This window comes from Bacillus sp. MN7755, assembly GCF_054771475.1.
Genome location: NZ_BTRL01000027.1, coordinates 39,789 through 65,005, shown reverse-complemented (window position 1 = coordinate 65,005; position 25,217 = coordinate 39,789). Strand labels below are relative to the sequence as shown.

Sequence of the window (25,217 nt, the reverse complement as noted above, 5' to 3'; positions counted from 1 at the left end):
CAATTATTATTTCAATGTATGTATGTTACAATAATAATACTGAAATATAAGAATATTCAATGATAAAACCTCATAAATAAACTATTTAATAGAAGGGATTCATACAAATGATACTTCCAAAATCTTTAAAATACGGAGACACAATTGGGATTTACTCACCTTCTTCTCCAGTAACCTACACTTCTCCCAAAAGATTTGAACGAGCGAAATCTTTCTTACAACAGAAAGGATTTCACATATTAGAAGGTTCACTAACAGGTCGATATGATTATTATCGTTCAGGTAGCATACAAGAACGTGCTGAGGAACTAAACGCCTTGATAAGAAACTCTGATGTTTCTTGTATAATGTCAACAATTGGTGGTATGAATTCTAATTCATTATTACCTTATATTGATTATGAAGCTTTTCAAAATAACCCTAAAATAATGATTGGCTATTCAGATGCAACAGCTTTATTACTAGGGATTTATGCAAAAACAGGAATTCCTACATTTTACGGTCCGGCACTCGTACCTTCCTTTGGAGAATTTGAACCTTTTGTAGATGACACATACAAATATTTCTCAGAAACATTACAAAACGATCCGCCTCTTCCTTACAACATAAAACAACCGTTATTTTGGTCAGATGAATTTATTAATTGGGAAGAAAAAACGAAAGAAAAAGAACTTAGACCAAATAATTGGATTTCTGTAACAAATGGACAAGCTACTGGACGTGTTATTGGCGGCAACTTAAATACAATACAAGGAATTTGGGGCAGCTCTTATATGCCATGTATTCAAGAAGGCGATATTCTATTTATTGAGGATAGCTCAAAAGATGCAGCTACTATTGAAAGAAGCTTTTCATTACTTAAAATTAACGGTGTATTTGACAAAGTTTCAGGCATTATTCTTGGAAAACATGAGCAATTTGATGATTGTGGTACAAATCGCAAACCTTACGAAATACTTTTAGAAGTACTGCAAAACCAAAGAATCCCTTTACTAGCTGACTTCGATTGTTGTCATACCCATCCGATGATCACTATGCCTATAGGTGTTCAAGTGAACATGGATGTAAACAATAAAACGATACATATTTTAGAAAAATGGAACATATAAAGTGAAACTTTAATTAGCCCTCACCAATTGAGCCGTCCGGCAAATAGCGGAATTAAAAATGCTTATACTATAGGAAGAAAATATAATGGACTTTCCCATTAGACAACATAAAAAAGCTCCGTTATTACAAACGGAGCTTTTCATTATTGGCCTAAATTTTGTATCTTATCTTTCAAATCTCGAACTTGATCAACCGTCTGCATAAGCTCAGAGTTTTTAAATTGCTCTACATCCACTTTTCCTTCTTCTATCTTTGTCATCGCCGTATCAATTAACGTATTTAACTTTTCGTTATATCCGACGATTTGCTGATGAAGATCCTTCGCTACATCAGGTGGCGTTAATTCATTGAAAGCGGGTATATCTTGTTTAATTTCACTAAGCTTCGTTTCTAATTCTTTTCGAGCTTCGCTATCATTAACGGCCTTTTCAGCTAATGCTGGTGCATCATTTGCAAATGCACTTATTTCATTTACATAGTCCGTCGCTTTTTGCGCATAATCTAGGGAGTTCTTTCCTTCCTCTACTAGTGAACATCCCATTAATCCAATTGAGGCTATACATGCTAATAAAATTGATTTTATTTTCATTTTAGGCTCCCTTCGTCTTTATAATTGTCTGCAATTTTCTCTATCATAACTTCTAGCTAAATTACTTAAAACCTTTTTTCAAATAGCTATTTATCCTCTTACATGCCCGATTACAGTTACAACATCTATTTCTATATGTACGCTAATAATATCTTCAATTATATCCATATATCCTTGTCCTATAGCTGTTCCGTAGTGTAATGTAAGCCCCTTCTTTTCATACACTGACTTTGGCACTGAAAAAATAAATCTCCTCAAGTTCCTTTCATCAGCTGGTTCCATAATTAAAACAATTCCATCCTCATCAAACATATACGCTCGCCCTCCAACTTTACATTCACTATGGCTCAGTATTGCCTTGGTTAGCAAAATTTAAAACATAATAAGTTAAGATACATTCTGTTTAATCGTAAAGTGAAACTTTAATCAGCCCTCACTGGCAGCGAGGCCCCAACCTAACTTCTTTGCTTTCGCTCAATTTTGAGATGGGGTTTTACTGCCCGGCAAATAGCGGGATAAAAATAAAAAGCATTCATTCTTTTTTATTAAGAATGAATGCTTTTTAAAAAATCAATTTCTAACTCTAGCATCTTTTTTTGACGAGGTTTTACTTTTCTTACGGGAATTCCCGCATAAATATACCAATCATCTAAACTCTCTTTTACCATACTCATCGCACCGACTGCCGTGCCTTCTCCTATAGTTACATTTGGAAAAATAATAGAATCAGCACCAATAATCGCATGTTTTTTTAAAATAACTTTTTCTGTTTTCACATTCCTATATTGATTCGGGACGGTTGGCCCCATTAATGTATTTCCACTGAAATCATCAAGTACTGCATATATTAATGTTTTAGCTGAGATATTTGCAAAGTCATGCATTTCAATTCCAACTTCTCCTCCATATAACGCTGTATACGCTGATATATGCGAATAACTTCCAATTGTGATTTTGCCACTTAAAATGCAAAAATCATCAATTCTTACATGATTACCAACTGATATAACACCTGGATTATATATACTTGCTTTTTTACTAATCAATACATTTTTCCCAACAGACAAAAAACCAATTTTCTTTAGTTCTTCTAAACTATAAAAACTATTCATCTGCCCAAACCACCTTCTGCCCTAAACAGCTTACAATTTGTTCTACTATTTCTTTCGTCATTCCTTCCCATAAAGGTAAACTTACTATTCGTTTTGCTATTTTATTCGTTTTTGTTAAATCTGTAGATTTATAGTTTCTAAAAAGTACTTGTTGGTGGCAAGATGGTGAAAAGTATAATCTAGCTTCTATGTTCTGTTTTTTCAGTTCTTCTATTACTTGTATGTTGTGAACTTCTTCTGGACAAAGAATAGGCATAAATTGTTGAATAACTACTTCTGTCTTTTGGACTTGCCACCCTTTTTGCATTAACCTAGTATTTTGTAACAACTGTTTATACCATTCAGAAATACGGGTGCGTTCTTTTAATTTTTGATCCCATTTTTTCATAGTTGCAATCCCAATAGCGGCTGCATATTCAGACATTTTACAATTAAATCCCATCATCGTACATTCACGATTTTTATCAAATCCGAAATTCCCCATTCTTTTAATACGTTGTATATCTTCTTCATTTTTACTATATATAAGCCCTCCTTCACCAATTCCGAAAGGCTTTGTTGCATGAAAACTATATACGATCATTCCACTAAAATCCTGTCCATAATGCATACTTCCATTCATTAATCCGAATCCCGGTGCCGCATCTACGACAACCGGAACACCCCTCTTCTCTAATTCTTCATATTCTTCTAAGTTCATCCATGATCCAAAAGTTGCGTACGGGACAACAATCGCAATCTCTTCTTTTAATTCTTCAATCTTATCCAAAAGTACTGTTTTATCCATATACCAATCATCTATTGAAATATCAATAAAATAAGGTTCCAATCCACACCAAATAGCCGCTAATGGAGTCGCAGGGAATGTAAAACTAGGCATGAGGGCATACTTTCCTTTTTTTCTTTTCTTAAGTTGAATGGCCGCCATTAACCCTAACGTTGCGTTTGCTACTGTTGTAACAGCTCCCCTGTTCTGAAAAAAATCCGACATAATTATTTCTTCAAAACGTTGATTTATAGGTCCATAATTCGTATATATATGAGATGTATCAATTTCCTTCAATTCTTCCAAATACTCAATTACAGGTACAGTTGAAGCACGTAAAAAAGGAATATTCTCCATATCTATCTATTCCTTCCTATCATTTTCGGACAATATAGAGCATATCTGTTTCAGATAGTCCAAATTTCCTAGCACTTTTCATTCCTTGTTTTTCAGCTATGTTATATAATTCCACCTTAAATCCCGCATTTATTAATCGTTGAATGAATCCTGATTGATTATAAATTCTCACATGATCTTCTTGACCAAAAGCTAATTTCCTCAATTGTGGAGTTACAATTAATTCATTCTCTATAATAGAATCCACATTCATTACGATTGGTACTTGAATAATTCCCCATCCACCTGGCTTCAAAACTCTATATAACTCTCGCATTGCTTTGTCATCATCAGGAACGTGTTCTAATACGTGGCTACATAAAATTACATCAAAAGTATTACTATCATATGTAATTCTTGTAACATCAATTTCCTTCATTAGTGGATCCTTTGGCTCTAAATCCCCACATACATACGTAATATTTTTATACTCGTTAAACCAATCTCTTAAATTCGCTTCAGGTGCAATATGAAGTATAGTATATTTTCTACTTAACAAGTCCGTTTCTGTTTCAATGTACGCACGATACAATCTTTCACGATCCATCGAACTACAAACTGGACATATCCCTGTATCTTTATTCCACATCTCGAATTTATATTTCGGAAAATCATAATGTGCTGGCCATGGGGAAAATTTTTCAAATTGTTGATTGCAATATTGACAATAACAACATTCTTTCTCAAACATATGAGCAACTAGCTTGTTTAACCCTTTTTCTATCTTTTCATTATAAATTTTATCTAGTTCGCCATTTCTTACTGCATCCTTAACTATAAATCCCGCATTTTCTAAACAATAAGATAAGCTCTCTTTATAATCTCTTTCAGAACTTAAAAATCCACTATTATACGCATCTATAATTAATTCAATCCATTCTTCAATTGTCATTAAAATAAAGTGCATTTGTTTTTGATTTTGTCCACTATGTTGTCTAAAATAACTGAGAGGTTCTTGTATATAAACTACCTTTCCTCTCCTCATCATATCTAGCCATGTTGCAATATCGTTAATAGCAGAATACGCCTTCCCTTTAAAATACCCAAACTTCCCTTCAAACAAATCTCGTTTAAACAGAACAGTTGTCGGCTCACCAACTATATTTTTTAAGTTTTTTAATATATAATTCCCTAATTCTTTTCCTTCAAAAAGTGTAGTTTCTTTCGCAATTTTCATATTCAATGTTGTGGGTGGTAATATCTCCCCATTCTCATCAATCAGTTCACGATATGACGTCACAAATGAAATATTTTCTAACTTCAAAAAGTATTCCATCATTCTCTCGATTTTTTCATGGTGAAATAAGTCATCATCTAATAAAAAGTTTATATACTCTCCGTTCGCAAGTTCTATACACTTATTAAAGTTTTCAGCAACTAACGGCGTTTCATTTTTAACATATGTAATACACTCATATTCACGTAAATACGGTTGAATCATAGCATTGACTTCATTATTTGTACTGTCGTCAGAAATAACAATTTCAATATTTTCATATGTTTGATTCAGAGCGCTGTTGAGTGCCAATTCCAAGTAATAAGGTCTATTGTACGCTGGAATCAGTATACTTACTTTCGGTAATGAAGAATTATTATTTATATGTTGTTTTTTCTTTTCTATGTTTATTTTCTTTCCCCTAACTTTTTGATAATAGTCTAATGTATATAATATCGATGATGGAACTATCCTTCTTGCATAATCTAGAAAATTAGTTATCGCTTTGTCTAAATCTTTTTCGGTGGATAAGAAACCATACTTTTCTCCTGCTATAATACTATGTGAAAAATCTTCTAATCCATCCATCATTTTATTAGATTCATTTAGCTGTTGATCTTGATGTAATCGAAAGTAACTAAGTGTCTCTGCTATATATACTGCTTTTCCTTTACTTAATAAAGATAACCATGAAGCTATATCTACGTTGCATAGATACCTCCTCTTATCAAAAATCCCATACGGTTCTTGTAAATCATTTTTACGAAATAAAACTGTTGTCGGTTCTCCGATATAATTTTTTTGATCTATAATTACCCTATTCCCTAATTCTGTTCCCTCTATAATCATATCCTCTTCAAATAAACGAACAGTTGAATAAATATGGCGTAGTTCTTCTCCTTTATCATCAATTACTTGACGATGAGATGTTACAAGCTTAATTTCATTATCTAGATCATTGAAAAAATACTTCATCATTTTTTCAATTTTATTCACATGAAATATATCATCATCCATTAAAAAGTTTATATACTCTCCGTTCGCTTCATTAAATAACATTAGCGCATTTTCAAATTGTCCGAGAGTTGACCTGTTTTTTATATAAATAATATTTGAATGATCACATAAGTATTTTTGTAACACCTTTTCTGTTTCGTCATTCGTACTATCATCTCCAACTATAATTTCTATATTAGGGTACGTTTGTTCTAACACACTACATAACGCCTCTTCAAAGTAGCGAGGACGATTATATGTAGGAATTAAAACACTTACCAATGGAAGTTGATCTACCATCTCTTCAGTTCTTTCAATACGAGTTCTCATTTTACACTTTCACCTCTTCGCATATTATTTATATACGCGACACAAAAATCACATTACTTTAACTGTATGGAGCCTATATACTTTTATGCAAACATGAAATAAAATATCATACTTTTCGTTCCTGAATAAACATATTTAATAACGCAGACATTTTATTTGCACCTTTTTTATTCATATGATCACTATCATAAAAATCATCATCACAAAATAATGGTGAATCAAATAGATCTATAATCCGAAAAGAATATTGAGTTTGAAAATCATTTATAACTTTATAAAAATCTTCTTTTAATTTCTTACTACTACAATTGAAATAATGTGAAGTAACTGGGAATACAACAATTATTGGTTTTATATCATGTTTTAACAGTAGTTCTAAATATTTTTTAAAAATCGTTTTATTTTCAACTAAAGTATGAGGATATGACAACTTAGCATGCGAAGTTGCTCTTATTTTCCCGTGTTCTTCAAAAGGAATGTGAAGAGGAGTGGTATTCCATTCAGCATTTATCCAGGGCAGTATCAATGATTCATCTTTTAGTTCGTCTAATAAAACATATTCAAAATGCAAATTAAAAATAGAAAAAAGTGGTTTCGGGGTATCTAGATGTGCGAATCCATCAGTGGGTAGAGGAGAATGAACTACAGTATGATGACCGTCTTGAAACAATGGATAATATACTTTGTGAATTCTATATGATTCAGATGATAACGACATATCAAAGTAAAACGAGAAATAAGCTATTCCTATTAAACAATATTGAAATGAATGATCGTTTGATAGAAGTTGTGACGCTATTAAATAATCATAGTATAGATCTTGCGATGGAAGCGTTAATTTCATTGACTTTTTTGAGAGGAGCTCCGTACTTATGCCACAATGCGGATAAGACAAACCTGTCGCAAACAATTCATACGTCGGATCACTCTTTGCTTTTTTCATAGAAATGTATATAGACATAAGATCCGGATTTATTTGATATATAGAAATCAATTTATTCTTCCATTCATACATGTATTTTGTTAAATTAATAATTTTTGAACTTTGCACGCCCCTGTTTCTCAATTCATTTGTAAGTTTTTCTGCATCCACTCTCCAAATGATTATATATTGAAAAGAATTTTCTATATGAACAATATCTGCAACGTCTACAACATGAACTATTGTTTTACATTTATTTTTGTCTAATACATTTCGAATCCGCCCCTCTGATAATTCATCACTTAAAATAATAATTTTATACTGCCTCTCCATGTACATCCCCTCCATTATATGTATAATATGAAATTCATTTTTCATTCGTAACAATCATATACATCTGCAATCCAACATGAAAAAGAATAGAATATTCATTTCAAAACAAAAAAATAGCTTCACCATTTGGCTTAGCTATTTTTACAATTATTACTTATTCAAACTATATTCCTTTATCTAGTTCATAAAGCTTTCGATACTTCTCATTTTCTGTAAGAAGTTGTTCATGACTACCCTGCATTACGATTTGACCACGATCAAGGAATATAACTTCATCTACATGTTCAATTCCTACAAGATGGTGTGTAATCCAAATAACTGTCTTTTCTTCCGTTGCAGAAAACATTGTTTCGATTAAAGATAATTCTGTCTTTGGATCTAAGCCAATCGTAGGTTCATCAAGTACAATAATTGGCGCTTCTTGCATTAGCGTTCTAGCAAAAGCAACCCGTTGTCTTTCCCCGCCAGAAAACCTTTTTCCCATTTCATGCATTTTTGTTTGTAGTCCATCTGGAAGAGAAGCAATATGCGAAGCTAATTGTGCTTTCTCTAACGCTGTCCATATCTCTTCATCTGTAGCCTCTGGTTTGCCGATTCGCACATTATTTCCAATTGTCGTATCGAATAAATGTGGCTTTTGATTCAATACAGAAATATATTTTGCTAAAAGATTCGTATGAGCATGTTCACTATTCAATAAAACTTCACCATGTAACGGGCTTATCGCACCTGTTAACAGTTTTAATAAAGTAGATTTCCCTGTTCCGCTTCTTCCTAAAATGGCGATTTTCTTCCCTGCTTTTATTTGTAATGATACGTCTTTCAATACGAATTCATTACTATCTGGATAACTATACGATACATGATTTAATTCAATGTCTATATGTTTTGATGCAACATAATCTTTATCTTCATGTAATTCCTTTTTATCCTGCAAAACATCATTACCTTCTACTTGATTGAGACGATGAGCAGATTCTACATATGATGGAATTCGATCGATTGCATCTGAAAGAGGAATAAGCGCGTTTGTGACAGATAACGTCATTAAGACGAAAGCCGCAATAACGGTAGGCGCAATCTGTTCACTGGCCGCCTCATTTCCAGTCCATATGATCATTGAAATAACTACAATCCCCACTACTAATTGAATGATACTATCTCGAATATGATTCCAGCGCTTCATTCTTTTCTCCGTTTTTAACAACTGAGCATTTTTTTCTACATACTTATCAATGAATTCATCTTTTCTACCACTTGCTTGCCAATCAGATAATCCAAAAACAGCATCTGTTAGTTGTTGATACAAACGGCTTCTTCCTTGCTTTAATGTAACATGATGTTGCTTCATTAAAAGTAATGATACAAGTGGAAGAAGAAAAACGATAATAGCCAACATACTTGCTGCAATAAGTGCAAACATCACGTCAAATGCACCGATAACAAGTACGAATATGCTATATACAACTAATGCTAATATGCTTGGAAATATTGTACGTAAATATAGGTTTTGCAAATGCTCTATATCTTCGGATAATACCCCTAACATATCACCCGTTTGAAATCGCGAACGGAAAAATAACGCCTGTGGTTCTACTATCCTATATAGTTTCGTTCTCATTTTTTCTAATATGCGTAGTACAACGTCATGTCCGACTAAACGCTCTATATAATGAAACACAGCTTGTCCTATACTAAACGCACGCGTTGCAACGATAGGAACATATACAGCCATTACATTTTCTGGTCTAAGAGCAGATTTAGAGATTAAATAACCTGAAATAAAAAGTAGCATCGCACCTGAACTAACTCCAAGAAGACCAAGGAAAATAGTTAAAGTCATTCTACCTTTATTTTGCTGTATATAAGGTTTAATCCAGTTACTCATCTCTATCCCTCTCTTTCCTTTGAAAATGTAATGCCTCATTCTTTAAAAGTTCTTCATATATTCCACTCTCTATCATTTCCCCTTTATTTAAAATAAGAATATGATCCATCTGTTTCATCCAGTGAAGACGATGTGTTGCAAGAAATACTAATTTACCTTCAAACAGACGTAACATCGATTGCTTTATTTCAAATTCAGTTTCAATATCAAGATGTGCTGTAGGTTCGTCTAATAAAATAATTGGCTTTTCACTTAAAAGTGCACGTGCCATTGCGACACGTTGTTCTTGTCCGCCACTAAGCATACGCCCGCCTTCTCCAATTCTTTCGTACATCCCATTTGGAAGCGATGTAACGAGTGAACGAAGACCCACTTCATTAATGACTCTTTCCACTTCTTCATCAGTTATATTTGTTTCATAGAAACAAATGTTATCTTTTAATGAAAGCGGGAAAATATAAGGTTGCTGCGGAATATAAGCAATATTCTTTTGCCAATCTTCACGAGTAGCCCCGTCAATTTCCACACCATTTACTATCATCTTTCCACCCGAAGGAGTTAAAAATCCTGCTAATACGTCGATTAGCGTCGATTTCCCTGCCCCACTTTCACCGATTACACCTATAGTACCACTGCCTTCCCAAGTAAAGTTAATTCCTTCTAATATTGCCTTTTCAGATTCATCAATCTTTACTTTTATATCTTGTAATTTCAAGTTACTAGTGGAATTCCATATGATATCGACATTTGATTCTTTCGTTTCTATTTCTTTTTGTTGCTGTAAAATCTCTTCTATTTGCTCCATTGCAAGTTGTCCATCTAACGTAGCATGATAGTTTGCTCCAACTTGTTTAATCGGCAAAAAATATTCCGGTGCTAAAATTAAAATCGTAAGGGCTGGCAATAGCACAGTTGTCCCATCTATTAAACGTATCCCTAATCCGACCGCCACAAATGCGATTGATAAACTCGTAAAGAAATCTAGTGCAAAAGAAGAAAGAAAAGCAACTCGCAAAGTACGCATCGTTGCTTTTCTATACCTTTTACTTACTTTTTCAATCTTTCCTTCATGCTGTTTACTTTTACCTAAATACTTTAATGTTTCTAACCCTTTTAACGTATCTACAAAGTGATTAGAAAGAACACGATATGTTTCATATTGGCTATCCGCCATTTTCTGCGCTGCTAATCCTAGTAGGATCATAAATATAATTACGATAGGAATCGTTACAACTAAAATGACTCCAGACTCAATATCTAGCGTAAAAACATATAGTACAATTAGCCCCGGTACGATACTACTTCTAATCATTTTAGGAATTGTTAATTCAATATATGTTTTAAATTTCTCAATACCTTCTATCAATAAGGTAACCAGATGACCTGTTCCAGCAGTTTGAACATACCGTGGACCTAATGTGAAATACGCCTCTATTAATTGTTTTCTCAGTAGTGACCCTGTTTTTTCAGCAAAACGTTCAACTAATACTTGCGATATGCGAACCAGCATGTGACGAACTGCAAACGTGATTCCAAAATACACCGTTTCATTTAACACAGATTGCACTGTTTCTCCCTGAAATAAAAACGTAATAGCCCGCGCTAAAAACACTGTTTGTGCAATAATACTAATAGCTTCTAACACGCTAATGATTGTTAACACTACATATAAAACTCGGCTACCAGGATACGACGGAAGTCCTCTTTTTCTTTTCATTAGTACTCCAAATCTTTATCTGACTTAACAGGTTGTCTAAACACATAGAAACTCCATATTTGACTTCCCAAAACAAATGGCAATATAGCAATTGAAAAATACGTCATCAGTTTTAGTGCATAATCTCCCGATGCTGCATTATAAATTGTTAAATCGTATATTGACCCTAACGAGCTAATTAAGACACGTGGGAACATGCCGGCAAACACACTCGCACTTAGTAAAATGATTGTTACACTCGTCATAACGAAAGCCCAACCATCTCTTCTTCTTTTATTTAATAATGTTGACGCACATAATGCTACAAAAGCTCCGATCGGAACCATAATCCACTCTGTACCATGACCAGTGAATATATCTGTTTTCCATAACCCTACACCGGCAAAAATAAGAAGTGCTATAATTGCAAGCGGTGCAATTTTCAACGCAGCAATACGTGCACGTTCTCTTAACTTACCAGTTGTACGTATAGTAAGGAATTGCAATCCGTGAACAATACATAGCAGAAGGAACATAACTCCTCCAAGTAATGCAAATGGATGAAGTAATTGTAAGAATCCACCTACAGCATTTTTCGTCTCATCAATTGGAATACCTACCATAAAGTTAGCAATGGCAACTCCCCAAAGGATAGGCGGGAGCAAACTTCCTAAAAACATACCCCAATCCCAAAAACCTTTCCATTTATGATTATCTATTTTCGCACGGAATTTAAAGGAAACACCTCTAATAATTAAAGCAAGAAGCATAAATACAAACGGAATGTAAAACCCGCTAAATAAAGTTGCATACCAGTGCGGGAATGCTGCGAACATAGCACCACCGGCACAAACAAGCCATACTTCATTCGCGTGCCAAAATGGACCAATTGTATTTAAGTATATTCTTTTCTCTAAATCGTTTTCCCCTAAAAACCTTGAAACTATACCTACACCGAAATCGAAACCTTCAAGTACAAAGAAGCCTACGAATAAAATTGCAATAATGATAAACCACAACTCATTAAGAGATAACATACTCTTCCTCCTTATCAAATGGATCATGGCTTTCAGAATCCTGTTTCGTTTTCTTATTCTCATGTCCTTTAATGATACGAACGAATAAGTAAACAGTGATTCCTCCTATAATTAAATATAGTGATGTGAACGAAACTAAAGAGAATAATACTTCTCCGAACGTAACATTTGGAGATACAGCATCTTCCGTTTTCATAACACCGAAAACTACCCAAGGCTGACGTCCCATTTCAGTCATAATCCATCCTACTGTATTACCGATAAACGGTAGTGAAATTGCATACACCATTAATTTTAAATACCACGTTTTTTCAGCTAATCGATCTTTTCTTGATAAGAACCATCCATAAACTCCTAGAAGAAGCATAAATGTTCCACTCATTACCATCGCTCTAAAACTCCAGAACATCGTGTGTACTGGCGGAATATAATCTCCAGGCCCATATTTTTCTTCATATTGCTTTTGAATTTGATTCATCCCTTCTACTTGACCGCTAAACTTATCAAATGATAATAGACTTAGCATATAAGGGATTTGAATTTCAAACGAATTTTCTTTCTTCTCTGCGTCAATTTTCGCAAATACTGTAAATGGCGCTGGATCCTCACTCGTATTCCATAACGCTTCAGCAGCTGCCATTTTCATTGGATGCGTCTTAATTAATTGTTGTGCTTGCGCATGACCGAAGAATAATACAAGCGCAGTTGTAAGTGTTCCAACAATGATAGAAATGCGGAACGATTTTTTAAATACCTCAGTTTCTTGCGCTTTCGTTATTTTCCATGCACTCACACCTGCAATAAAGAATGCACCAGTTGCAATCGCCGCTGTAATTGTATGCGGGAATTGTACCCATAATTGTGGGTTTTGAATGATCGCTAAGAAATCATTCATTTGTGCACGTCCATCTGCCGCCATTTCATATCCTACTGGCGATTGCATAAATGCACTTGCAGTTAAAATCCAAAACGCTGATAACATTGTTCCAATTGAAAGGAGCCAAATACATAAAAGGTGAATGCGCTTCGGTAATTTATCCTCACCGAATACCCATAAACCTAAGAATGTAGACTCAATGAAAAATGCTAATAAACCTTCAATAGCAAGTGATGGACCAAACACATCACCTACGAAACGTGAATAGGTTGACCAGTTCATGCCAAACTGGAATTCTTGTAAAATACCAGTTACTACACCTACCGCAAAGTTCACAAGGAATATTTGTGTCCAAAACTTCGTCATCTTCTTATAAATTTCTTGTCCCTTTACTACATATAACGTTTGCATTAACGCAATGATAAAAGCTAAACCAATAGACAGCGGAACAAAAAAGTAATGGAAAATCGTTGTTGATGCGAATTGTATTCGTGCCAATTCAAGCGTTTCCATACTACAATCACTTCCTTCATAATTTTTTATATCGTAATTTCAATTGAGTTGTATGAATAAAACAACCCAAATCTTAGAAATATAGAAAGATAAATTTGTTTATGTACTTTTAGAAAATATAAATTTTCAGTTTTTGAGATAATTACAAAAGAACTTTTTCATAAAATTTACCTTTTCACTATTTCAGTAGTGTTTTATCCGTTAATCGAATTGTATAATATACCTGCATAGTAAATTCAGCTGATTTTTGACGTATTATTGACATCATTTTGTCTGAAATATGTCTTTTGGTATTTTTTTGAATTAGATTTTTCTCATTAATAAAATGTGTTTTTTTAATATAAGACTTACTTTCATATCAATAAAATAATCATTTTTCTCTTCATGCGCTTGACTTTCACCCTAAAAAATGTCCTCTGAAACAAATAGAAAATCAATTGTTTTTTGTCAAGAGAAAAATGTATTCCCAAAATTCAAATACAATATAATGTTATTCAAAAATAGAAAACCCTCCCCTCTTCCTAGACCTGAAAATTCATTTTTTTGTCATTTTTCCAAACTAAATTAATACATAAAAAAATACCGAGAATCGATTAGACTCTCGGTATTTTTTATATTATTTTGCTGTATGTTTTCTAACAGCCGGTAAAATTTCAGTAGCAATTAATTCGATATTTTTCTCAATTTGATTAAGTGGTACACCACCAAAATCAATTTGTGCCATAAAACGTTGTTGCCCAAACAATTCATATTGGTAAAGCATTTTTTCAATAATTTGTTGCGGGCTACCAACCATTAATGCGTCACGGTAATCTACTGCATTTGTAAATTGTTCTTTCGGATACCCACCACCGCGTAGTGTAAGCATACCAGCATTAATATGAGGATAGTATTCGCTAAATGCATCTTGTGAATTTTTTGCTGTATAAAATAAACTTGTAGTTGCAACTGGTAAGCTTGCTGGATCAAATCCACTTTGCTCAGCAGCCTCACGGTAAGCATCTACTGATCCTTTAAAGTTAATAGCTGGACCACCTAGTGTTGTTATCATCATTGGTACACCCGCGCGTCCTGCTTTAATTGCACTAGCTGGCGGGCCACCAACTGCACGCCAAATTGGTAAGTTATTATTTTTAGCTCTTGGAATAACCGATGCGTGTGCAAGCGGTGCTCTGAACTGTCCATTCCATGTTACATGTTCCTCTTTATTAATTTTTAATAAAAGATCCATCTTCTCTTCAAATAACTCTTCATAATCATTTACATCATAACCAAGTAAACTATATCCCCCAATACGCGATCCACGACCAGCTACGATTTCTGCACGTCCATTAGAAATCAAGTCAATTGTAGCAAAGTCCTCATATACTCGTACCGGATCAGAAGTACTTATTATCGTTGCTGAACTTGCAATTTTTATATTTTTCGTAGCTTGTGCAATAGCTCCTAAAATAACTGTATGAGCCTGCGTTGTAAAATGCGTTTGATGACTTTCACCGACAGCAAATACATCAAGTCCAGCTTCATCCGCTAACTTAGCTGTTTCAATTAATTCATGAATTCTTTGTTCTGCACTAATTTTCTCTCCATTATGCGGATTTAAAACGTGATCCCCAATTGAATATAATCCAAACTCCATTCCTTTACTTGTATCCATACGGTATTTTTCCATAATTACTCTCTCCTTTAATGATGCCCTATTAGTTTCTCTTCTAAAAACGTTGGTAATTCAAATGTTTCTCTATTACTTACAACGTCACTTGATTAGTCAATTGATTTTGCAAAAAAAATTACTCTTGCGGTAATTCTTTTTTTTCACTATGCTTATGAACTTTCGTCATTAGCTCGTATAATATTTTCTGCTCTTCTTCATTTAATACATCATCAAAAAACGAAGATTGAAATGCAAGTTGCTCTGGCAATGCTTTCTCTAAGGCCGCTTCTCCTTGCTCTGTAAGACTAATTGTTTTCGTTTTCCAATCTTGTTTTCGTACAATATATCCTTCTTTTTCAAGACGAGTTAACATTCTAGAAATACCGCCTTGTGTAACAGTTACCTTTTCAGCTAACTCCATTTGTGTTAGTGGCTGATACGTACGTATTTGCAAAAGCACATCAAATTGAGCTGTCGTTAAATCAAAACGTTTTAAAAACTCATTTGACATCTGATTACTTTGGTTCGTAAATCGTATTAAACGTAACCATATTAATGATCCTATCGTATTATCACGCATGTTTGATCACTTCCTATCGTGAATCTTACTATCACTTTACTACGCAAGTGATAAAAAAGCAAGAGAAAAAGTGAAAAATATCTTATTAGAGTATTGCATAAATAACGATAAGAAAGCATTCATGTTCAAATGAATTCTTTCTTATCGTTATTCTTAACTTTCCATTTCATTCATTGCTATATTTAAAGCTGCCACAGCTTTTGGCCAACCAACGTAAAAAGCCATATGTGTTATTAATGCAACCAATTCATTCTCCATAATCCCATTTTGTTTAGCTAACTTCAAGTGAAATGGTAATTGTTCTGTATTACCGAGACTGATTAGTGCCGACACAGTACATAAACTTCTTTCTCTTAATGTTAAAGTAGCATCACGCCACACTTCCTCAAACAATATCTTTTCACTATACTGAGCAAATGCAGGTGCTATTTCTCTCATTTTCTTTTGAATATAAAATTCAATTGGTTCATTCATCATTTTGCTCCCTTCATTTTTACCAGTTGTGCCATCCCTTGACCAAATGACCAATTTTCAGCAACTGTCTCATTTAGTGTAATAAAAACGTCTGAACCCCTTACGTCGGAACATTCCGAAATCTTTAAGGATACAGATTGATACAAACTTTTTTTCTGTTGCACTGTTCTTCCAGGTCCACATGTAATAGAAACATAAATCATATTCTCTGTTCTCTTTTCTCCTCTTTCCAACAAATAATATGGGTTATATAAAAATTGATTTTTTTGATAAGGTAAAAACATTTGAAAGTAATCATTTTCAGGGATGTTAAAATGTTCAATTAATGAAAGATGGATACATTCACCTATCTTTTTCAACCCTTCTTTATTTAATATATTTTCAGGATAATGAATATTCACAAAGGGCATAGATTTTCATTCCTTTTCTTATTTTTAATTTGGAACCAAATTTTATCGTGAAATGTGTAAAATCTCATATATTGTAACACCCTTATTCGCTATAATGTCAGGCTTCTCTTCATAAAAATTAAACTGACTATATCCCCACTTATCTGGATTATATACTTTTACATTACCTAAACAATTTTCTACATTTTGATCCATAATGGTAGATTGAGTCCCAATCAATGATTCACTTTGAGAAATACTTCCTTCATATTCAACAACATATCTACATTTCTTAAAATCATCCTTTACATTGACAACTAATGGAACGCCTATATTTATTTGTTGCCACCCAAACGATTGTAAAATATTATCGTAATACCCTTCAAATATGAATTTATTCATCCCTTCATGACCATTCCAAATATATAAAGGTGCATAACAGTTATAGAAATTCCCGTCCTTACCTGCCTCAGTAATTAAATAGGCTTTAAAATTTAGGTCTTGAAAATCATCAGTTTTATACCCATTATCCTTTACCCTCTTCTTAATAATCTCCATATCATAATCTTTCGGCAAAATGACCTTATATTGCATTCCAATCATGTTTATCACTCACTTTCAATCTTATATACACAATGATAAACCGATGACTGGCTAACGTAAAATAGGTATAAATTATGTTTGGTATCATTTATAATGATATCGTATAAGGGGCTGTGATAAATGGAAATAAATGATCTTATTATATTCAAAACTGTAGCTAGCGAAGGTTCTATTAGTAAAGCTGCTAAAGAGTTGGGATATGTTCAACCGAACGTAACTGAGCGAATCAAAAAATTAGAACAAGAGTTAGAAACACCTTTACTACATAGAGATAACAAAGGCGTTTCCTTATTACCTTCTGGTGACATTTTATTAGACTACACGAATCAAATATTAACTCTAGTAGAAGAAGTGAAAGATAAAATTAAAACGAGTGGTTCTTCTTATATAATCGCGACGTCACAATCTATTTTGACTAATTATTTAAGTAAGCGCATTAAAGAAAATTTCAGGAATTATCAAATATATGTAGAAAATAGTAGTCATTTGCAAAAATTACTGCAGCAACAAAAAGTTGATATGGTCATTACTTATGAGGATTACCCGAACACAGCGTTTAAAAAAGGATTTTCCACTTCAATTTCTATAGGCTTATTAAAAGCGAAAGAAAAGTGTACCATTGACTTTTCAAAGGAACTCTTCTTCGTTAGCAATGACAAAAAGTGCCCTTTTAGAAATAAGACTATACAATTTCTAAAAGAAAATAATCTATCTCAGCATCAACTTCAACAATTAGATTCTTATTCACTCATTGAAGATTTTATAAACGATGGCAACGGAATAGCCTTTTTACCGATTAGAAATGATAAATTGGAACCAATTGAAGATTTTCCAGTTGAGAAATTAGCTGTTCATTTCTTTACAAATCAAAACTCTTTAAAACAAATCCCTGATGAACTATTTGATTAATAGAATAGCTATCAAACTAACTAATTACATACACCAATAAAAATCCCTCCTTTACGAATCTAAAAGAGGGATTTTCATATTTTATGCAATCGATTTTTCACACGTTTTGCTCCACTTCTGCACTTTTCTCCTTCTTACTCCGTTTCATATTCTTCAACCTCTTAACCGTACCAACTAATCCTTTCGGAAAAGCTAGCAATACGATAATGTACAATAAACCAAGAATAATCGTCCATCGTTCAAAAATCGGATACTCTGTAGCTAGTTCTGATAAATAATATTTCAGTGATTCAATAATTCCAGCCCCAGCAATTGCTCCTATTAACGTTCCAACGCCTCCAATCATTGTCATCAATAATGCATTTAATGTCATTTCAATTGAAAATACAGTTGTATTAACAAAGCGCAGTGTAATAACAAATAAACCACCGCTAATTGCAGCTACTACTCCTGCAACAATACTAGCAATAATTTTATAATGAAGAACTTTATATCCTAATGCTTCAACACGTTGCTCATTTTGCGAAATTGCCTTTAATACTTTTCCAATAGAAGATTTTGTGAAAAGACGTAACAGAATAAAAATGACAATTAAACATATAAGTGTTACATAATAAAACGTAAAACGATCACGGAATAAGTCTGGTACACCAAATGTAAAACCATCCCCTCCGTGAGTGAGCCCACGCCATTTTTCAGCAAGTACGAAAAACAACTGTGAAATAGCAAGTGTTAACATTGCATAAAAATGATTTTTCAGCCGTAAAGAAAGCAAACCGATTATATAACTAACAATTGCTGAAATGATAATTGCAGCTACTATCCCTATTAAAAAGTTCGTTATGGATACTCCTTGCCGATCAAATAAAAGTGCTACTCCATATGCTCCTATACCAAAGAACATACAATGGCCGAACGATACAATTCCTGTATATCCAAGCAATACATCAAAACTCATTGCAAAAATAGCAAAGATGAAGATTTGAGTGAACAAAATTAACAAGCTCCGTGAATCATTTACGAATGGAAATACACTTAAACAAATGAGCATACATACTCCGAAGTATACTTTAAGTCGATTTGATGTGCTGTTCACCATTTCACCCCTTTTCACCAACAAGTCCATTTGGCTTCACTATTAAGAAAAACAGTAACATTAACATATTGATTGCAAGTGATAAATCCGGTATAAAATACGCTGTAAAAGCACCAGCTAATCCGACAATTAAAGAAGCGATTGCTGAACCTTGTACGCTTCCTAATCCTCCAATGATTACTACTATGAAAGCTAAAATCGCATACTGCATACCCATTTCGGCGAAAATAACGCCTGAATACGGTGCTAATAAGAAACCTCCCAACGCTGCCATCCCTGCTCCTAATAAAAAGACGAAAGAAAATATCGCTTTTACGTTAATACCGAGCGCTTGAACCATCTCTTTATCCATTACACCTGCGCGTATCATAAGACCTATCTTTGTTTTTTTGAGCAATACTAGTAAGGCAACGTAAATAATAATCCCAATTAAAATAACAAATAGACGATATTTAATTAATATAACGCCTTCGAATGTAAAACTTCCTTGTAGCCATAACGGTAACTTTGCCCCAATTGGATTTGGTCCCCAAAATACTTTAATACATTCACTAAGTACAAGCATTCCTCCAAGCGTCACAAGAAGCTGGCGAACATGATTTCCATATACTGGTCTAATAAGGAATCTTTCTAAAATGAATCCAAGAAACATCCCCATAGCAATTGCTCCAATTAATGCTAATACGTAACTACCTGTCAGATTAAATAGCCAAACACCTGTAAACGCTCCCCACGCAAATAAACCACCATGTGCGAAGTTTAGAACGCTCATTAAACCGAAAATAAGTGAAAGACCTGATGCTAATAAAAAAATGAGCATCCCTGTTGAAATCCCATTTACAAATAAATTGATTAACACATCCATCCTTCTCACCCCGGATTCATGTTAAGAGATTCCTAAATATTTGTGACACATTTCCTTATCCTCTTTTAATTCATGCATAAAACCGTTATGAACCATTCTTCCGTTATCCATAATATAAAAGTAATCACCAATTTGACTAGCCATCATAAAGTTTTGTTCAACGAGTAAAACTGTTGTTTTCTCCTTCATTTTTAAAATGGCTATCATTAACTTTTCTATCATTATGGGGGACAAGCCTTTACTCGGCTCATCAATAAGTAATAAACCATCACTATTAATAAATGCTCTTGAAATTGCTAACATTTGCTTTTGTCCTCCGCTTAATAGTCCGCTTTTTTTATGCCAAAACTGCTTTAAATCTGGAAATAGTTCAAGCATCCACTCAATTTTCTCTTCCGCTTCTTTGCCCTTCCCTCTGGCAAGAGCGAATGTTTCTTCTACTGTCAGATCGTGAAAAATACCTTGATTTTCTGGTACATACCCTATTCCTTTTCTTGAAATTAAATGTGTAGATAGTCCATTTACTTGTGTACTATCATAATAAATTTCACCCTGTGCGATATGGTGGAATCCCATAACCGAACGTAATGTCGTAGTCTTTCCTGCACCATTTCTTCCAAACAGTACAGTAATCGTCCCTTTCTCAACAGCAAGAGATACCCCTTGTAAAATATGAAACTGATCTAAATACGTCTCTATATTATTCACTTGTAATAGTGCCACTATATAATCCCCCTAAATAAGCACTTTGTACACGCTCATCTTTCATAATCTCTTCGGGCAAACCTTCAGCCAATAACTCTCCATGAAATAAAACGATAAGATGGTCTGACAAACCTAGTACCATATCCATTTTATGTTCAATCAGTACAATTGTACTCTCTGGATGTTTCTTAATATTTTCAATTACTTGTAAAATAGCCGGTACCTCTTCAACTGATATACCTGCCGTCGGCTCATCAAGTAGTAACACATCCGTTTTCAAAGCTAATAACATCGCAAGCTCTAACTTTCGTTTTTCTCCATGCGCTAAATCTTTCGCTAATACATGTTCTTTCTCCTGAAGTAATACTGTTTTTAAGAAACGTCTCGCCTCTCCAACTTGTTGCTTAAATTTTGCCGAACTCGGAAAAAAACTATAGTAATCTTGCACGAATGATTGAACACTTAAACGAACATTTTCAAGTACCGTTAACTCTGGGAATATATTTGTAAGTTGAAAAGAACGACCAATTCCTAATCGCGTTCGATCTGAAATTGATAACTTTGTAATCTCTTGTCCTTTAAAATATACTTCACCCTTTGTTGGAGAAATTTGTCCACTTAGTAAATTAAATAGCGTTGTCTTTCCTGCACCATTTGGTCCAATAATGGAAATGAGCTTTCCTTTTTGTACTGTTACATTCACATCCTTAATAACATGATGCTCACCAAAAGATACGCTAAGATTTTTCGTTTCAAGCAAATGTGTCACGAAATCCCTCCCTATAAAGATTTAAGTATGAAAGAAATACGTATAAAGAGGGTGTGCCCCTCTTTATACAAAAACAACAGAAAATTCAGTCTATTTATTTTGAACTGGTGGTTCTGTCTCTTTCATCGTTAATTCTCGCTCTAATACTGGCACTGGATAATCAACACCATCTTGCTTTTTCAATGTGATAGAATACAGTGTCTGCATCGCTTGGTGATCCTTTTCTCTAAACTTCATCTTTCCTTTCGGTGTATCAAATTCCATTCCTTCCATTTTCTTAATTAATGTATCTACATCTGTATCACCTTTTGTTTTCTTTAAAGCTTCTACAATTGAAATTGCCGCTGACATTCCTCCTGCTGTAAATAAATCTGGCACCGCACCATTAAATCGTTTTTTATGTTCTTCCACTAACCAATCATTCACCTTATTTTTCGGGAGTGTATGATAATAAACAGAAAACCCTTGCATTCCTACTAACGCATCCATCGTTTTTAATGCCGGTATATCTGGTGCACCTGTAGAAATTTTAATACCTTGCGCTTCCACATTCATATCTTTTAACTGTTTCCAAGGTGAGTTTGCCCCTGCCCAAACGATAAATAAATAATCTGGTTTTGAGCTAATGATATTTTGAATATTTGCAGTGAAGTCAGTCGAATTTGTATCTGCGTATTGCTCGTTTACAATATTTGCCCCTAATTTCTTCGCTCCAGCTTTAAATGCCGCAATTCCTTCACGGCCAAATGCATTATCCGGGGCAAACGTCGCAATCTTTACATCTTTTTTTGCAATTGCAGCTGCTCCTGCAATCGCATCTTGCGAAGAGCTTCTTCCTGTTCTAAAAACATACTTATTCCAATTCTTTCCGGTAATACTATCAGCAACTGCCGGTTCTACGACCATTATTTTTTCATATTCTTCAGCTAATGGTAAAACTGCTAATGTATCACTTGAGCTAGACGATCCGACTAAAAAATCGACTTTCTCTTCTTCTAATAACTTCGTAGCTTTTTTAACCGCTACCTCTGCTTTCGTTTCCGTATCTTCTACAACAAACTTAATCTTCTTCCCTTCCACTTTCCCAGTGCCGCCCGTGGCATAGTCTAACCCTAATTCAAATCCGTTCACTGTTTGTTTTCCATATGATTCTAATGGACCTGTTAACGAAGCAAGAACCCCTACCTTAATCGTCTTTTCATCCTCTGTACTTGTTTTCTTTCCTGAACAAGCTGCCGTTATTAATAACGAACCTAAAACACAACCAGTAGCCACCATTCTTAGCCATTTACGTTTTTTCATCGACATTGTGATCCTCCCCACACTTTACTTTCTGATAGAGTCAAACACGCCAAAGTTATCTACCCGTAATTATGACTTTTTCTTCAAATAATATAGACAAGATTGTTAGCATAAATGTATCTTCTCCGCTTTCCATTAAACCCCTTTACAATTTGATATAAATATTTTATTCCTACATATTCCGCACTCCCACTCTATTAAACTTCTATCCTTTCTAACAAGTGTTTTGAGTCTCCAATATTAATTAGCTTTCTTAAAAAATTGAATTCTTTGGAGTAAACCATCTGTAATAATTATATTTCCTTGGCTATCTACATCTATTCCTTGTGGTGAGAAAAACTGTCCTGACATACCATTAAAACTTCCAAAAAACTCTAAAAAATCCCCATTTTCATTATAAATATTCACACGATTATTAGAAGTATCTGTGACATAAACCGTATTATTTATATCGATTTCAATCCCTATTGGCAAAAAAAGATCTCCTGGACCCGCTCTCCAATTTTCTAGTGGATCTAAGTTTCCAGCCCCATGATTTGTACCCCATTTTGTAATAAATTTACCCTCATTATCAAATTTTTGAATCCTATTATTAATCCGATCAACAACATAAACATTATCTTTTGAATCAATTGCTAATTGCATAGGTTGAAAAAACTCTGCCTCTCCACTTCCCTTTCTCCCCCATTCTTTCATATATACAAAGAATGGATTGAATTTTTGAATACGATGATTTTCTGCATCAGCTATAAATATGTTTCCTTTACTATCAATTGCTATTCCAGATGGAAATTGAAAAAAACCTGGTAATACTCCAAATGAGCCATATGAAGCAAGCACTATTCCTGAATTAGTGAATTTTTGGATGCGATGATTTACAGAATCAGATACATACACATTATTGTAACGATCCGTTGCAATTTGTCTTGGAACAAAAAATTGCCCTGGAAGACTTCCAAACCCAAGTGGCCCACCAATACCAAATAAACTTCCCCACTTCCCAACAATCTTCCCAGATATATCATATTTCAATATTCGATGATTAAAGGAATCAGATACAAAAACATTTCCATTCGTGTCTCTTTCAACATCATAAGGTCCTGCATATTGTGTATTTCCATTCCTTTCATTACCTATGGTTTTCTTCATTACCGCTGTTAGGCCTACCTCATTATATAAAAGCACACGATTATTTCCCGTATCCGTTATATAGATATTCCCTTTACCCTCCGGAAGAACTTGATTAGGATAAACAAACTGTGGAAAGTTACCTACTGTATATAAAAATTGATCTTTATTTGTAAATTTCATTATCCGATTGTTAAATGTATCTGCTACATATAGCGATCCAGATGTTGAGTCAAAATTTATTCCTCTTGGATGGTAGAATTGATATGGACCTAATCCTGCAATTCCTGTTCCGATTACTCGCTGAAACTCTCCTTTTTTATCAAACACTTGAATACGATTGTTATATGTGTCTGCAATATAGACCTCGTCTTGTTTATTTATCGCGATTCCTTGTGGTAAAGCCATTTTTCCATTCGCCTTTCCATAACTCCCTATTGTTTGAATAAACCGCCCATCTGGGCTATATTTTTGAATACGATGATTGTATTCATCCGTAATATAGTAATTGTTATCGCTATCTACTGCAATTTCCCTAGGAAACGAGAACTGCTCACTTCCTTTACCTTTCCTACCCCAACTTTTAATAAATTGAAACTCCTCATTAAATTTTTGAATACGATAATTCGCTGTATCCGCAACTAAAATATTACCTTCTTTATCAACAGCAATACCAAATGGCATATTAAACTGTCCCGGACCTTCACCTAAAGTTCCTATAGCATCAACAACTTCTCCATTCTTATCTATTTTCAAAATTCTATTATTCCCCATATCAACAACATACAAAAATCCTTTTGCATCCCTTGCCATCGCCACTGGTGTCCTTAATAACTTAAAAGTATCTAGCTCACTCCCCCATGATTTCACATATTTTACAGCAGAGGCACTTCCTAAAGAAGCAAATATCCCTAGACTCACAGTAACAATGAAAAAACAACATATAATTTTTTTGATAAAAT

23 protein-coding genes are annotated in these 25,217 nt (G+C 34.0%); 2 read left to right on the top strand and 21 right to left on the bottom strand.

Annotation, left to right across the window (positions count from 1 at the left end; all coding sequences use genetic code 11):
- The first annotated feature begins 107 nt into the window (after positions 1-107).
- Positions 108-1,109, top strand: a complete 1,002-nt coding sequence (locus ACYVEC_RS26670; RefSeq protein ID WP_063224197.1) for a S66 family peptidase — start codon at positions 108-110, stop codon at positions 1,107-1,109.
- A 143-nt stretch (positions 1,110-1,252) separates the two neighbouring features.
- On the opposite strand, the gene ACYVEC_RS26665 is transcribed toward ACYVEC_RS26670, so the two are convergent.
- The 15 genes from ACYVEC_RS26665 to ACYVEC_RS26595 all read right to left on the bottom strand — a co-directional run bounded on the left by ACYVEC_RS26665 (position 1,253) and on the right by ACYVEC_RS26595 (position 17,481).
- Entirely contained in the window at positions 1,253-1,699 is a 447-nt protein-coding gene (locus ACYVEC_RS26665; RefSeq protein ID WP_063224198.1) for a DUF6376 family protein, read from the bottom strand.
- 90 nt (positions 1,700-1,789) lie between these two features.
- Positions 1,790-2,011 carry a hypothetical protein gene (locus ACYVEC_RS26660; RefSeq protein WP_063224199.1) on the bottom strand — a complete coding sequence of 74 codons (222 nt, stop codon included), beginning with the start codon at positions 2,009-2,011 and terminating at the stop codon, positions 1,790-1,792.
- Positions 2,012-2,244: 233 nt separating this feature from the next.
- Positions 2,245-2,811, bottom strand: a complete 567-nt coding sequence (locus tag ACYVEC_RS26655; RefSeq protein ID WP_460509145.1) for an acyltransferase — start codon at positions 2,809-2,811, stop codon at positions 2,245-2,247.
- The gene (locus tag ACYVEC_RS26650) at positions 2,804-3,934 is read right to left on the bottom strand and encodes a DegT/DnrJ/EryC1/StrS aminotransferase family protein (RefSeq protein ID WP_063224201.1); all 1,131 of its coding nucleotides are present in this window, start codon (positions 3,932-3,934) and stop codon (positions 2,804-2,806) included. Before ACYVEC_RS26650 ends, ACYVEC_RS26655 begins: the two co-directional genes overlap by 8 nt.
- 19 nt (positions 3,935-3,953) lie before the next feature.
- Positions 3,954-6,515 (bottom strand): glycosyltransferase, encoded by a 2,562-nt coding sequence (locus ACYVEC_RS26645; protein ID WP_275718792.1) that lies wholly within the window; start codon positions 6,513-6,515, stop codon positions 3,954-3,956.
- A gap of 106 nt (positions 6,516-6,621) precedes the next feature.
- Positions 6,622-7,770, bottom strand: coding sequence for a hypothetical protein (locus ACYVEC_RS26640; protein ID WP_063224203.1), 1,149 nt, complete (start codon positions 7,768-7,770; stop codon positions 6,622-6,624).
- Positions 7,771-7,933: 163 nt separating this feature from the next.
- Positions 7,934-9,658: a thiol reductant ABC exporter subunit CydC gene (cydC, locus tag ACYVEC_RS26635; protein WP_063224204.1), complete on the bottom strand. Its 1,725-nt coding sequence runs from the start codon at positions 9,656-9,658 to the stop codon at positions 7,934-7,936.
- Positions 9,651-11,375 carry a thiol reductant ABC exporter subunit CydD gene (gene cydD, locus ACYVEC_RS26630; RefSeq protein WP_460509140.1) on the bottom strand — a complete coding sequence of 575 codons (1,725 nt, stop codon included), beginning with the start codon at positions 11,373-11,375 and terminating at the stop codon, positions 9,651-9,653. Before cydD ends, cydC begins: the two co-directional genes overlap by 8 nt.
- Positions 11,375-12,391: a cytochrome d ubiquinol oxidase subunit II gene (gene cydB / locus ACYVEC_RS26625; RefSeq protein ID WP_063224206.1), complete on the bottom strand. Its 1,017-nt coding sequence runs from the start codon at positions 12,389-12,391 to the stop codon at positions 11,375-11,377. The genes cydD and cydB overlap by 1 nt, the downstream gene beginning before the upstream one ends.
- Positions 12,378-13,781, bottom strand: coding sequence for a cytochrome ubiquinol oxidase subunit I (gene cydA, locus ACYVEC_RS26620; RefSeq protein ID WP_063224207.1), 1,404 nt, complete (start codon positions 13,779-13,781; stop codon positions 12,378-12,380). The genes cydB and cydA overlap by 14 nt, the downstream gene beginning before the upstream one ends.
- 616 nt (positions 13,782-14,397) lie before the next feature.
- Complete coding sequence (locus ACYVEC_RS26615) at positions 14,398-15,453, bottom strand: LLM class flavin-dependent oxidoreductase (protein ID WP_242251544.1); 1,056 nt, start codon at positions 15,451-15,453, stop codon at positions 14,398-14,400.
- Between the two features lie 118 nt (positions 15,454-15,571).
- Positions 15,572-16,015, bottom strand: a complete 444-nt coding sequence (locus ACYVEC_RS26610) for a MarR family winged helix-turn-helix transcriptional regulator (RefSeq protein WP_001205517.1) — start codon at positions 16,013-16,015, stop codon at positions 15,572-15,574.
- A gap of 153 nt (positions 16,016-16,168) precedes the next feature.
- A complete protein-coding gene (locus ACYVEC_RS26605) occupies positions 16,169-16,492 on the bottom strand; it encodes a carboxymuconolactone decarboxylase family protein (RefSeq protein ID WP_063224210.1) in 324 nt (107 codons plus the stop codon).
- Complete coding sequence (locus ACYVEC_RS26600) at positions 16,489-16,899, bottom strand: tautomerase family protein (protein ID WP_275718791.1); 411 nt, start codon at positions 16,897-16,899, stop codon at positions 16,489-16,491. The genes ACYVEC_RS26605 and ACYVEC_RS26600 overlap by 4 nt, the downstream gene beginning before the upstream one ends.
- Before the next feature lie 42 nt (positions 16,900-16,941).
- The gene (locus ACYVEC_RS26595) at positions 16,942-17,481 is read right to left on the bottom strand and encodes a DUF4865 family protein (RefSeq protein WP_275718790.1); all 540 of its coding nucleotides are present in this window, start codon (positions 17,479-17,481) and stop codon (positions 16,942-16,944) included.
- 120 nt (positions 17,482-17,601) lie between these two features.
- On the opposite strand from ACYVEC_RS26595, the gene ACYVEC_RS26590 reads away from it, so the two are divergent.
- Positions 17,602-18,390, top strand: coding sequence for a LysR family transcriptional regulator (locus ACYVEC_RS26590; RefSeq protein ID WP_275718789.1), 789 nt, complete (start codon positions 17,602-17,604; stop codon positions 18,388-18,390).
- 97 nt (positions 18,391-18,487) lie between these two features.
- On the opposite strand, the gene ACYVEC_RS26585 is transcribed toward ACYVEC_RS26590, so the two are convergent.
- The 6 genes from ACYVEC_RS26585 to ACYVEC_RS26560 all read right to left on the bottom strand — a co-directional run bounded on the left by ACYVEC_RS26585 (position 18,488) and on the right by ACYVEC_RS26560 (position 25,164).
- Entirely contained in the window at positions 18,488-19,441 is a 954-nt protein-coding gene (locus ACYVEC_RS26585; protein ID WP_275718794.1) for a branched-chain amino acid ABC transporter permease, read from the bottom strand.
- A 49-nt stretch (positions 19,442-19,490) separates the two neighbouring features.
- A complete protein-coding gene (locus ACYVEC_RS26580; protein WP_275718788.1) occupies positions 19,491-20,351 on the bottom strand; it encodes a branched-chain amino acid ABC transporter permease in 861 nt (286 codons plus the stop codon).
- Between the two features lie 21 nt (positions 20,352-20,372).
- Positions 20,373-21,074, bottom strand: coding sequence for a branched-chain amino acid ABC transporter ATP-binding protein (locus ACYVEC_RS26575; RefSeq protein ID WP_063224214.1), 702 nt, complete (start codon positions 21,072-21,074; stop codon positions 20,373-20,375).
- Positions 21,052-21,825 carry an ABC transporter ATP-binding protein gene (locus tag ACYVEC_RS26570; protein ID WP_210627216.1) on the bottom strand — a complete coding sequence of 258 codons (774 nt, stop codon included), beginning with the start codon at positions 21,823-21,825 and terminating at the stop codon, positions 21,052-21,054. The genes ACYVEC_RS26575 and ACYVEC_RS26570 overlap by 23 nt, the downstream gene beginning before the upstream one ends.
- A 90-nt stretch (positions 21,826-21,915) precedes the next feature.
- A complete protein-coding gene (locus ACYVEC_RS26565; RefSeq protein WP_063224216.1) occupies positions 21,916-23,133 on the bottom strand; it encodes a substrate-binding domain-containing protein in 1,218 nt (405 codons plus the stop codon).
- A gap of 234 nt (positions 23,134-23,367) precedes the next feature.
- Positions 23,368-25,164, bottom strand: coding sequence for a 6-bladed beta-propeller (locus ACYVEC_RS26560; protein WP_275718793.1), 1,797 nt, complete (start codon positions 25,162-25,164; stop codon positions 23,368-23,370).
- Between the last annotated feature and the right edge of the window lie 53 nt (positions 25,165-25,217).

Excerpts from the sequence above, each read along its gene's own strand:
- ACYVEC_RS26650 (WP_063224201.1), bottom strand. The coding sequence starts at position 3,934 with ATGGAGAATATTCCTTTTTTACGTGCTTCAACTGTACCTGTAATTGAG.
- ACYVEC_RS26670 (WP_063224197.1), top strand. The coding sequence starts at position 108 with ATGATACTTCCAAAATCTTTAAAATACGGAGACACAATTGGGATTTAC.
- ACYVEC_RS26655 (WP_460509145.1), bottom strand. The coding sequence starts at position 2,811 with ATGAATAGTTTTTATAGTTTAGAAGAACTAAAGAAAATTGGTTTTTTG.
- cydC (WP_063224204.1), bottom strand. The coding sequence starts at position 9,658 with ATGAGTAACTGGATTAAACCTTATATACAGCAAAATAAAGGTAGAATG.
- ACYVEC_RS26595 (WP_275718790.1), bottom strand. The coding sequence starts at position 17,481 with ATGATTGGAATGCAATATAAGGTCATTTTGCCGAAAGATTATGATATG.
- cydD (WP_460509140.1), bottom strand. The coding sequence starts at position 11,375 with ATGAAAAGAAAAAGAGGACTTCCGTCGTATCCTGGTAGCCGAGTTTTA.
- ACYVEC_RS26665 (WP_063224198.1), bottom strand. The coding sequence starts at position 1,699 with ATGAAAATAAAATCAATTTTATTAGCATGTATAGCCTCAATTGGATTA.
- ACYVEC_RS26640 (WP_063224203.1), bottom strand. The coding sequence starts at position 7,770 with ATGGAGAGGCAGTATAAAATTATTATTTTAAGTGATGAATTATCAGAG.
- ACYVEC_RS26615 (WP_242251544.1), bottom strand. The coding sequence starts at position 15,453 with ATGGAAAAATACCGTATGGATACAAGTAAAGGAATGGAGTTTGGATTA.
- ACYVEC_RS26600 (WP_275718791.1), bottom strand. The coding sequence starts at position 16,899 with ATGCCCTTTGTGAATATTCATTATCCTGAAAATATATTAAATAAAGAA.
- ACYVEC_RS26605 (WP_063224210.1), bottom strand. The coding sequence starts at position 16,492 with ATGATGAATGAACCAATTGAATTTTATATTCAAAAGAAAATGAGAGAA.
- cydA (WP_063224207.1), bottom strand. The coding sequence starts at position 13,781 with ATGGAAACGCTTGAATTGGCACGAATACAATTCGCATCAACAACGATT.
- ACYVEC_RS26645 (WP_275718792.1), bottom strand. The coding sequence starts at position 6,515 with ATGAGAACTCGTATTGAAAGAACTGAAGAGATGGTAGATCAACTTCCA.
- ACYVEC_RS26585 (WP_275718794.1), bottom strand. The coding sequence starts at position 19,441 with ATGCTCATTTGTTTAAGTGTATTTCCATTCGTAAATGATTCACGGAGC.
- ACYVEC_RS26660 (WP_063224199.1), bottom strand. The coding sequence starts at position 2,011 with ATGTTTGATGAGGATGGAATTGTTTTAATTATGGAACCAGCTGATGAA.
- ACYVEC_RS26610 (WP_001205517.1), bottom strand. The coding sequence starts at position 16,015 with ATGCGTGATAATACGATAGGATCATTAATATGGTTACGTTTAATACGA.
- ACYVEC_RS26565 (WP_063224216.1), bottom strand. The coding sequence starts at position 23,133 with ATGTCGATGAAAAAACGTAAATGGCTAAGAATGGTGGCTACTGGTTGT.
- ACYVEC_RS26580 (WP_275718788.1), bottom strand. The coding sequence starts at position 20,351 with ATGGATGTGTTAATCAATTTATTTGTAAATGGGATTTCAACAGGGATG.
- cydB (WP_063224206.1), bottom strand. The coding sequence starts at position 12,391 with ATGTTATCTCTTAATGAGTTGTGGTTTATCATTATTGCAATTTTATTC.
- ACYVEC_RS26590 (WP_275718789.1), top strand. The coding sequence starts at position 17,602 with ATGGAAATAAATGATCTTATTATATTCAAAACTGTAGCTAGCGAAGGT.